General features: G+C 48.5%; 9 protein-coding genes. 8 read left to right on the plus strand and 1 reads right to left on the minus strand.

The window, feature by feature from the left end:
* Positions 1-50 precede the first annotated feature (50 nt).
* Together AM231_RS23835 and AM231_RS23840 are read left to right on the plus strand one after the other, a co-directional pair.
* Complete coding sequence (locus tag AM231_RS23835) at positions 51-782, plus strand: ABC transporter ATP-binding protein (protein WP_054404791.1); 732 nt, start codon at positions 51-53, stop codon at positions 780-782.
* 14 nt (positions 783-796) lie between these two features.
* Positions 797-2,062, plus strand: coding sequence for an ABC transporter permease (locus AM231_RS23840; RefSeq protein ID WP_054404793.1), 1,266 nt, complete (start codon positions 797-799; stop codon positions 2,060-2,062).
* A 62-nt stretch (positions 2,063-2,124) separates the two neighbouring features.
* Here the strand turns inward: AM231_RS23840 and AM231_RS23845 are convergent, their stop codons facing one another.
* A complete protein-coding gene (locus AM231_RS23845; RefSeq protein ID WP_054404794.1) occupies positions 2,125-3,396 on the minus strand; it encodes a BaiN/RdsA family NAD(P)/FAD-dependent oxidoreductase in 1,272 nt (423 codons plus the stop codon).
* 210 nt (positions 3,397-3,606) lie between these two features.
* On the opposite strand from AM231_RS23845, the gene AM231_RS23850 reads away from it, so the two are divergent.
* The 6 genes from AM231_RS23850 (at position 3,607) to AM231_RS23875 (ending at position 10,113) form a co-directional block, all read left to right on the plus strand.
* Positions 3,607-5,331 carry a two-component system sensor histidine kinase NtrB gene (locus AM231_RS23850; RefSeq protein ID WP_054404796.1) on the plus strand — a complete coding sequence of 575 codons (1,725 nt, stop codon included), beginning with the start codon at positions 3,607-3,609 and terminating at the stop codon, positions 5,329-5,331.
* Positions 5,332-5,658: 327 nt separating this feature from the next.
* On the plus strand, positions 5,659-6,093 hold the full coding sequence (locus AM231_RS23855; protein WP_053490016.1) for a BrxA/BrxB family bacilliredoxin: 435 nt from the start codon (positions 5,659-5,661) through the stop codon (positions 6,091-6,093).
* Positions 6,094-6,207: 114 nt separating this feature from the next.
* Complete coding sequence (gene nadE, locus AM231_RS23860) at positions 6,208-7,017, plus strand: ammonia-dependent NAD(+) synthetase (protein WP_054404797.1); 810 nt, start codon at positions 6,208-6,210, stop codon at positions 7,015-7,017.
* Positions 7,018-7,259: 242 nt separating this feature from the next.
* Entirely contained in the window at positions 7,260-7,655 is a 396-nt protein-coding gene (gene acpS, locus AM231_RS23865) for a holo-ACP synthase (RefSeq protein ID WP_054404799.1), read from the plus strand.
* A gap of 15 nt (positions 7,656-7,670) precedes the next feature.
* A complete protein-coding gene (mutY, locus tag AM231_RS23870) occupies positions 7,671-8,816 on the plus strand; it encodes an A/G-specific adenine glycosylase (protein WP_054404801.1) in 1,146 nt (381 codons plus the stop codon).
* Between the two features lie 61 nt (positions 8,817-8,877).
* Positions 8,878-10,113, plus strand: coding sequence for an MFS transporter (locus tag AM231_RS23875; RefSeq protein WP_054404803.1), 1,236 nt, complete (start codon positions 8,878-8,880; stop codon positions 10,111-10,113).
* Positions 10,114-10,248 lie beyond the last annotated feature (135 nt).

Raw genomic sequence — 10,248 nt, forward strand, 5'->3', positions numbered from 1 at the left:
TTTTGCCCCGTAATACTTTAGGAATAGGTTTAGTAGATGGGGTGTTAGATATGGATAGGACGCAAGAGAATGGATGGGGGCCCGAGCCGGTGCTGAGGGCCGAAATTCAGGAGGCGGGATACGAACCAGGCCGCCCGCGCATACGGGAGATTTCGTTTCAAGTGGTGCCAGGTGAACTTCTAGGTTTGATCGGACCAAATGGAGCGGGAAAGAGTACGACGATTAAGACCGTGCTGGGGCTGCTGAAAGACAGTAAAGCTGAGGTCTTTATTGCAGGTACCCCTCCCAGGTATGCTTACGTTCCGGAGCATCCGGTGTTTTATGATGATTTGACGCTCTGGGAGCATATGGATTTGGCAGCAGCAGCGTTTGGAATGGAGGATGAGCAGTTCGAGAAGCAGGCTGCCCAGCTTCTAAGGCAGTTTGGGATGGAAGCAGTGCGGAATGAACTGCCGGGAGGCTTCTCCAAAGGGATGAAACAGAAGATGATGCTGATGATTGGCTTTCTATCCAAGCCTGACGTGTATATTGTAGATGAACCGTTTATCGGTTTAGATCCCCGGGCTACGCGGGATTTCCTGAATCTGCTTCTTGAGGAGAGACGCCGCGGAGCCGGAGTACTAATGTCTACTCATGTGCTGGATACCGCCGAGAGAATTTGCGACCGATTCTTGCTCATATCCGCAGGAAGGATTGCCGCAGAGGGAACGCTGGATCAAATACGGCAGTCTGCTGGACTTCCTGATGCATCGCTATTTGATTGCTTCGATGTGCTGACATGAGGAAGGGGAAGGACATGGAGCATGCTAATCGATTGCGTAGTTCAAATGCCCTTTTTTGGAGAAGATTGACCGCACATTGGAGATATCAATGCGACATTTTGGGAACCGTGTTTGATTGGATTGTGAGTCTCTACATTTTTGTACCGGGCCTGCTTCTAGGCGGTGGGTTATACCGCGAGTTGTGGAATAGCCCGCTTCCAGGATGGACACAGTTACTGCCACTGCAAGCGGTGGTGGGCATTCTGCTCTTTGTGTTCTCAGGCAGAGTACTGCTCTTTCAGGAAGAGGCTGACGTGTTGTTTCTTCGAAGGCAGGGGGAGTGGGTGAAGGGGTTAATGATCAGAGGCATGGTCTATAGCCATTCCGTTTCAGCAATCAAGGGACTGCTCGCAACTTTCCTCGCTCTGCCGATTCTAGTCAGGCAGTATGATATAACTGGAATAGCCTTAGCGGCTTTGCTGGTGACTACCGCTTTATGTGCCTGGTGCGCGAATCTAATGACGGCGATGATTCGCTCAAGCGATAAAGGCTGGCGTAAACATGTGAAAACATACACCGTGCGCTGGATTTCCTTCGGACTGCTGACGCTGCTGGTGACCTATGGTATTCACATCCATGCTGCTTTATGGGCTGCTGCCTTGATTCTGATTATCGTGTTGTTTCTTCTTACCCGCAAGCGTCTTGCAATGCAGGGGACCTTCATCGCAGATGTCCGTGAGGATGCCAAAACAAGGATTCAATTGACGGAGAAGCTGCTGGTTCAGGCTGTCGGGAAACCGCCCAGCGTACGCAGCAAAACCTGGTTCATGCGAAAATCCGGCCGATTGTTCAAAGGGACAGCAGAAAAAAGACTTGCGGATGCAGGCCTTAAAGCGATTCTTCGCCATCCCGAGAATTTGGCATTATATATACAGATTACACTGGTTGGCATCCCAGCCGTTTGGCTGCCGCCGCTGATTATCAAACTGATCGTATATATTGCGCTTGTGTTTATGTTTTCGTACTGGCTGAGTACAAGGTGGACGTTGTTCGCCAAAGCCGAGTTTATGCATGTTCTTCCGTTTACGAATCAGCAGTACCATGCTGCTGGCATTCTCGCGATACGAGTTTTGCTTATCCTACCAGTGTTTCTTTATTCGCTCGTGGCTGGCTTGACCCTGTTACAAGGAGGAATGGGATGGCTCGGGGCACTTGTTTTTACCGCCCTGGCTGTTATGGTCGTGCCACCGATCATGTCATGGTCAGTCTATAAAGAGGAGAGAGATTCAGAAGAAGACTAGAAAGCGCGCTGGTATGCCCCTATGAGCAGGGGTAACAGCGCGCTTTTGATATATTCTGGCGTTTAAGATTCCGATACAGCTTCGGCCGCATGTTTGCCTGCCGTATATCCGGTTGCGAAGGCGGCAGTGATATTATAGCCGCCGGTGTAGCCGTGGATGTCCAGGATTTCACCGCAAAAGAAGAGGCCCGGCGTTAGCTTGGACTCCATGCTTTTGGGCTGGATTTCCTTGAGACTGACGCCGCCTCCGGTCACGAAGGCTTCCTTCAAGGACCGGGTACCTGAAGCACGGAACATGAACTTTTTAAGAATAGAGGCCAAGTTGGTTTGAGCTGTTTTGGATACGCCGCTACAGACCGTGTCACTATCGATTGATGATCTGGTTAGAAGCAAGGGAATCATGCGTTCCGGCAGCATGCCTTTCAATATGTTTTTGATACTTTTCCTCGGCTCAGCCTCCAATCGCTCTCTGAGTTCCGCTTCCAATTCGGCTTGTGTACGATCGGGAAACATATCAACGGCCATATCCACATTCACAGTTTCGAACTTCCGCTGGACTTGGCGGATAAATTGGCTGCAGCGCAGCGCGATCGGTCCGGAGATTCCAAAATGGGTGAACAGCATGTCTCCCCGATGAGCGATTACTTTTTTACCTTTCGGATTCCAGACGGAGAGCTCAACATCACGCAGTGATAAGCCCTGCAGCTCTTTAGAAGCAATAAAAGGCTCGGTAGAAACGATAGGCACCTCAGTTGGATAAAGCTCCGTGATGGTATGGCCTGCGTCCTCAGCCCATGGGTAGCCGTCGCCTGTTGAACCCGTTTGCGGGACGGACTGCCCACCGGTAGCAATGATTACGCAGGAAGACCTGATCACTTCCCCGGATTTCAACTCAACCCCCGCCGTCCTGCCGCCCTCATAGAGAACGCGCTTCACCGGGCTGTTCGTCCGGATATCAGTACCGAGTTCCTTCACTTTGCCAATCAAGGCATTCACTACACTTGAGGCTTTATCCGTCACAGGGAACATGCGCCCGTTGTCCTCTTCCTTGAGCCGGATGCCGAGTCCTTCGAAGAAGGACATAATATCCCTGTTATTAAAATGCTGAAAAGCACTGTATAAAAAGCGGCCATTTCCCGGAATGTTGGCAATCAATTCATCCTGTTCTTTGGCATTCGTAACGTTGCATCTGCCACCGCCCGAGATGCCCAGTTTACGGCCAAGCTTGTCTCCTTTGTCAATCAGCAGAACAGAAACTCCTCTTTCCGCTGCAGCTACACAGGACATCAATCCAGAGGGTCCGCCGCCGATGACAATAATATCATAATCAAGCATGTTTGCTCATAGCTCCTTTAGGGGTATATCAATTTATATATAAATCTTATTATATAGGAAGTTCACGAATTATCCCAAACCTCATGAGCAGCCCACAAAACGCATTTTTCTGTTGCTTCATCAGAAATTTACAAGATATTGTAATATGATGTCGCCTGTGCTTTAATCAGAAATATTAGACGCGTTGACCAATTGAGGTGATGGATCACTGTGCTGAGCCTATGGAAAGATATATTGCTGCAAGTTTTGCTGTCTGGTACACTCATCTTTCAATTTCCGCTTCTCCTCGACCGACTTCTAAAGTTTCTGGGCAAGAAGAATCCGGATGATCTGCTTCAATTTCACAAACATATAGTCATTACAAGCGGAATCAGCGTCTTATTGTGTGTCTTGATCTCGGCAATGAACCATTATTATGTTCCGCTCAATCTTGGTGTAATTCCTTTGTTTCTAGGCATATTGTATGGAAATCTGGGTTCAGGCCTATGTCTTGCGGTTTTGTTCCTCATTAGCCATGGGCTCATTAACGGCTTCTCAGCGGTCGGTTTTGTTCTAATTGCGCTGGTTCTTGTGTACTCACTGTTACCGCGAATCTCCTCCAATTTCAAGAACGGCTCTATAACGGAAAAAATTTGCTGGCTGTGGAGTGCGCTCATTCCGGCTATGCTCATTATTGTAGCTTCGCACGCGATTGATGGAAAGGTGAACAATAATGATTTGAATCCGGATACGATTCTGGTGACCATTCTGTATATGTTGATTGGCATTGTTTATTCGGGCTTCATTGTATATTGGATTGAATTAACTAGTGAGCGTCTGGTGGAAGGTCAATATGAGGTGAAGAAGAGGGAACAGACATTCCTGACAGACGTAATGGAAATGATGCCTTTAGGAATGGTGGCGCTAGATCGAAGCGGCAATATCATAGCTTACAATCAACCCCTCATTCGCAACTTCAAGAATGTATTTCCTAACTTGGCTGCCAAGGATATCGTGGGCAGGCCGTTGTTTGATTTGCTCGAAGACATGATTCAAAAGGAGCATTTGCGTAACCGATTTCAACAGGCGATCGACGGCATCGAGAGCACGGGGGAGATTATGCGAAGTGCTACTCGCGTTTATTCCACCGGTATTTATCCGCTTATACATAATGGAGACGGCGATATTTGGGGCGCGGTAGGTATCATGGAAGACATTACAGAGCTTGATAAACTGCGTAATGAATTTATTAATGTAGAAAGATTAAGCCTGGTTGGACAGATGGCAGCCAGTATTACCCATGAGATTCGGAATCCGATGGCTGTTGTACGCGGATTCTTGCAGCTTATGAAGGAGAAAAGCCCGGATACGTTAAACCATTATTACCGGATCGTAATGGAGGAGCTTGATCGGGCCAACAGCATTATCAACGACTTTTTATCTCTTGCCCAGAATCGGGTCGCTGAGAAAGAAGAATGCCATCTGCATGACATTATCCATGAACTGAGTCCGCTCCTGTGGGCCGACGCGAATTTGCGTGGACAGAGCATTGAGCTGAAACTGGGAAACCACATTCCAAGGCTGCATCTGAACATTAAGGAAATGAAGCAGCTGATCCTGAATATGTGCCGAAATGGAATGGAAGCCATGGATGATAAGGGGACGTTGACTATTGAAACCCGGGTCGAAGGAAAGCAGATCCGGCTCTATATAGCAGATACAGGTATCGGAATACCAGAGAATGAACTCGAGCGTTTGTTTGAACCATTCTTTACGACCAAGACGAAGGGAACAGGCCTTGGACTCGCGCTGTGTATGAGCATCGTTCAGCGCCATCATGGCACGATTGATGTGAAATCACGGCAAGGCGAAGGTACCGTTTTCATTATTTCTTTTCCACTGGATCCGTATGTACATGGATTACCGGAATCCCAGAGTGCTGCCGCGTCCGAATAATCAAGCGTTTAATTAGGCATCATAAGGCAGAGCCCATGGCAAAGGAGGGATTCGGATGAGTAAAAATGATTCGAAGCAGCAGGAGCAGCAGCAGCGAGAGAACAAAGATCGTCGAGGCGAACCCATCGTGGATAAGAAGAAGGATGGGGTAAATTATCCGGCTACTTAGTAACCATAACAACAAGCGTAAGACGGGCGGTATCCCGCATAAGGGGGATGCTGCTCGTTTTGTATTTCTTGCTTTCACTCTTTTGGGTTGTATAATATAGATATCGAGTCGCTGTTATAATTCGAACAATCTTGTTTATATAAGGAGTGAAGCAGTTTATGGGTATGTCTTTTGACCGATATATGCGCGATATGGTTCAACCGATGCGGGATGAACTGACCAGCTTGGGAATTAAGGAGCTGACAACACCTGAAGAGGTGGAAGGAGTTCTGGAGAATGCATCAGGCACAACGCTGGTCGTTGTGAATTCTGTTTGTGGATGTGCAGCAGGCCAAGCTCGTCCTGGAGTAGCGGTTGCCCTTGAGAATCAGGTGAAGCCTGATCATTTATATACCGTGTTCGCTGGACAGGATAAGGAAGCAACGGCGAAAGCACGTGAATATTTTGCACCTTACCCGCCTTCATCACCATCGATTGCTCTGTTGAAAGACGGAGAATTGGTGCATTTTATTGAACGTCATCAGGTAGAGAACCGTTCTGCTGAAGAAATTGCTGCAGATCTAACCGATGCCTTCAACCGTTATTGCCAGTAATCTGGCGCGGTTACATAGCCCCGAGCATTCGGCATATTCCGAAGCCGCGGGGCTTTTGTTGTAGGATTGAATACCTCAAGATAGAGAGAACATACTGAAAGGAGTCATAATATCATGAGCCTACAAGAACAAATCATTGCTGAACTTGGTGTCAAGCCTGTCATTAACGTGGAAGAAGAGGTTCGTAAGCGCGTTGATTTTCTGAAAACATATGTGAAGAATTCGGGTACAAACGGACTGTTGATCGCCATTAGCGGCGGCATTGATTCTGCAGTGGTTGCTGGGCTGTGTAAGAAGGCTACAGATGAGCTTACTGAGGAGTCAGGTAAAGAATACAAGACGCTGGGTGTGTTCCAACCCTATGGAGAGCAGGTGGATATTGCTGACAGCTATGCAACAGCCGAAGCCTTTGATTTGAAATATACGGTGGAGACCAATATTGAGGAATCTGTGGACGAGATTGCCCTGGAAGTAGAACATGGGTTGAAAAATATCGGCGTCCATAAGCATATAAGCATCCCGGGTAAAGGCAATGTGAAGGCCAGAGTGAGAATGGTAGTCCAATATGCCTTGGCCTTTGAACAAAACCTGCTTGTGGCGGGAACCGATCATGCTTCCGAGGCAATCACCGGCTTTTATACCAAGTGGGGCGATGGAGCTGTGGATATTACCCCCCTGAGCTCCTTGAACAAGCGTCAGGTTCGTATGCTCGCTTCCTATTTGGGAGTGCCGCAATCGATACTGGATAAAGTGCCTACTGCCGGATTATGGGAAGGGCAGACGGATGAGAAGGAGCTGGGGGTCAGCTATGAGGATAACAGTGATTACCTGGAAGGCAAGACCATTTCGCCTGAGGCTCAGCAGAAGCTTGAGAGCCATTATGTTAGATCGGCACATAAACGAAATACAATTCCGGGCATTTAAAAAATTTCCTAAACAGTCGAAGCCTTCTGGAAGTCTCATCTTCCGGAAGGCTTTTTGATTTGAGGGCATATGAGAATTGAGGGGGAGTATCAGATTATTAAAATTTGGAATATCGCAAATTCATTTATTTCATCTGGCTGTAACAACGTGTCTCGCATTGAAGTATGCCGGCTGATACAATAAAGATGGAGTATACTGCATTTAAGATAGACAGACAGGAACCTGAAGGAGAGCGGACGTTTGTGATTTACGGAATCGGACATGATGTGCTCGACATGAAACGAATGGACAAGTTGATGACAGGACGGCATGCAGAAAGATTCATGGAGCGCCTGTTAACGCAGGAGGAACAGATTCTTGCTGCGAGCAGAGGCGGGAAGCAAACGGAGTTTGTTGCCGGACGTTTTGCTGCCAAGGAGGCAATATCCAAGGCTTTTGGATCAGGTATTGGCCGACTGATCGGGTTCCGGGACATGGAAGTGCTGCCGGATGCTCTTGGCAGGCCCGTGGCTACTCTATCCAAGGATGCATGGGAGCGTCTGGGAATGGAAGGGCCGGATCATTATACGATTCATTTAACGATTTCCCATCAGACCACGCTGGCCTCCGCCTTTGCCGTGGTTGAGAAGATAAAGTAAGGAGATTATTCATAAATGCCTACGGAACACAAGCAATACTTCAGTCACGAACTGCTGGATTGGTATGAAATTAACAAAAGGGATCTGCCTTGGCGCAGACATCGCGATCCCTATTATATATGGGTCTCTGAGATCATGCTGCAGCAAACCAGGGTAGATACGGTCATTCCGTACTTCCACCGGTTTATTGAGCGTTTTCCTACGATCCAGTCACTTGCGGATGCGCCGGAGGACGATGTGTTGAAATGCTGGGAGGGCCTAGGCTACTATTCCCGCGCACGCAACCTTCAGGCAGCTGCAAGGCAGGTGACAGAGCAGTACGGAGGCGTTATGCCGAGCGGTAAAGATGAAGTATCTGGATTAAAAGGCATCGGACCCTATACTTCGGGGGCTATTCGCAGCATCGCCTTCAACATTCCGGCCGCGGCCGTGGACGGAAATGTGATGCGCGTGCTGTCCCGTTACTTCTTGATTGAGGAAGATATAATGAAAGTGAAAACGCGGACCAAGATGGAGGATCTGGTGCTGACACTGGTGCCGGATGGCCGGGCTTCGGATTTCACCCAGGCTTTGATGGAACTTGGGGCATTGATCTGTACGCCGAAATCACCCAAATGTCTGGTATGTCCGGTGATGGAGCATTGCTCTGCAAGGCTTGAGGGCAAAGAGGAGTCCCTGCCCATTAAGACAAAGGCGAAGCCTCCGCGTCCCGAATACCGTCTTACAGCGATTGTCGAAGGCACCGGTGTACACGAAGGGAAGATTCTGATCCGCAAGCGCCCATCCACCGGTTTATTGGCCGGGATGTGGGAGCTGCCGCATGTTATCGTATCGACCGAGGGGAGCGCTGTACCGACTGCGATGTCTGAGGAGACGGCGATGGCCCGTCTTCGTGCTGCCTTGCTTACGGAAGCAATTCCGGTCCTGCCGATCGGCCATGTGATGCACGCAGAGCATACCTTCAGTCATATTCAGTGGAATATGGGCGTATACCGCTGCAAATGGCAGGATGTGCCGCCGGCGGCCTTAGTTGCAGCTGAGAGTGCAGCGGCATATGAGACAGGGGAAGAGAATTTCCGCTGGATTGATGTCCATGATATGGAGCGTTACGCATTTCCGAATGTATTTATTCGGATTCTGAATGCATATTTTTCATCTTGAAGCCGCTTTTGTTTATCATCAGTACGACTGTAAGAGAGGCTTGTAGGGAGTTGTGAAACTAGTGCATAGTGGGAAGAATGCTATATTGTATATCTTTGGAATCGGGGTCTCCAATCTGGGGAACTGGATCTACCTGGTTGCGATTAATTTGCTTGTGCTGCATATGACGGGATCTCCGGCCGCAGTGGCTGGACTGTTTATCATCAGGCCGCTTGCTACACTGCTTACGAATTCCTGGGCTGGCAGTATCATTGACAGGGCGAATAAGCGCAGGCTCATGATGATCACTGATGTGATCCGGGGAATTTTGATAGCCTTTATTCCCTTCATGTCATCAGTCTGGGGCATCTATGTCATCATGTTTATGATTAATGTGGCGGGCTCTTTCTTCGGACCTACGTCCATGACATACGTAACAAAGCTGATTCCCCCAGAGGAACGAAAACGATTTAATGCATGGTCAAGTTTCACAACATCGGGTGCGGTGCTGCTCGGACCGGCCCTCTCCGGGCTGTTGATCGCTTACACGGATATTCGAGTTAGCATCATCATCAATGCCGTATCCTTCTTCGTCTGTGCGTTTGTTATTTACTTTCTGCCGGATGTGGATGAAGGGGAGAGAACGGGCGGGCGGAATATCATCACGATAAAAACACTGCTGCAGGACTGGGCATCAGTGATTGATTTCGGGAGAGCGGCGAAATATTTTATGCTCGTATACGTGTTGTTTCAATCGGCCACACTGCTTGGCTTCGCGCTTGATTCCCAGGAGGCTACGTTCATTAAGCAGGTGCTTCTTCTTGGCGATGAGGATTATGGATTGTTGGTCAGCGTAGCTGGAGCAGGGTATTTGGCAGGCTCAATGGCTGCGTCGCTATCGGTGAAACGGCTGTCACTTCGCATGTTTATTGGGGCGGGCATGCTTCTGTCGAGTGTCGGTTACATGATCTTCTACGCGTCATCGGGTCTTATGGCTGCCGTTATCGGATTTATCATTTTTGGTTTTTTCTCTTCATATGCCAATGCGGGGTATACCACTTTTTTTCAAAATCAGGTGCCTATTGATCTTATGGGGCGCTTTACAAGCGTTACCCGACTGCTTGAAGGAATCCTCCAAATTCTGCTTACACTTCTACTGGGCTTTGCTGCCGATGTGTGGTCGCTGCAGATGGTTTGCCTGATCGGTGCAGGCATAGCTGTTCTGGTCTCGGTCATATTGCTGGTGGTGATCTACATGCCATCGAAATTACATTATTATGAGTCTAGTTCAGCCACACCCGTGACGAGTAGCACTTAGGAAAGCTAGCTTGATACTGAATATAAAAAAGGCTGCTTCGCGTAGACAAAGTCTACAGTGATATGCTCCCCATACGGTAGACAGGTGAAATAATAAAACCTGTTACTGTAGGGGGGCTTTTTTAATGGTTAAAAC

It is taken from the genome of Paenibacillus solani (assembly GCF_001277345.1).
Lineage (GTDB): Bacteria > Bacillota > Bacilli > Paenibacillales > Paenibacillaceae > Paenibacillus_AQ > Paenibacillus_AQ solani.

What these genes read in the sequence shown, in the direction of transcription:
- AM231_RS23835 (WP_054404791.1), top strand. Translation starts at nt 51, where the DNA reads ATGGATAGGACGCAAGAGAATGGATGGGGGCCCGAGCCGGTGCTGAGG.
- AM231_RS23840 (WP_054404793.1), top strand. Translation starts at nt 797, where the DNA reads ATGGAGCATGCTAATCGATTGCGTAGTTCAAATGCCCTTTTTTGGAGA.
- AM231_RS23845 (WP_054404794.1), bottom strand. Translation starts at nt 3,396, where the DNA reads ATGCTTGATTATGATATTATTGTCATCGGCGGCGGACCCTCTGGATTG.
- AM231_RS23855 (WP_053490016.1), top strand. Translation starts at nt 5,659, where the DNA reads ATGGGTATGTCTTTTGACCGATATATGCGCGATATGGTTCAACCGATG.
- nadE (WP_054404797.1), top strand. Translation starts at nt 6,208, where the DNA reads ATGAGCCTACAAGAACAAATCATTGCTGAACTTGGTGTCAAGCCTGTC.
- mutY (WP_054404801.1), top strand. Translation starts at nt 7,671, where the DNA reads ATGCCTACGGAACACAAGCAATACTTCAGTCACGAACTGCTGGATTGG.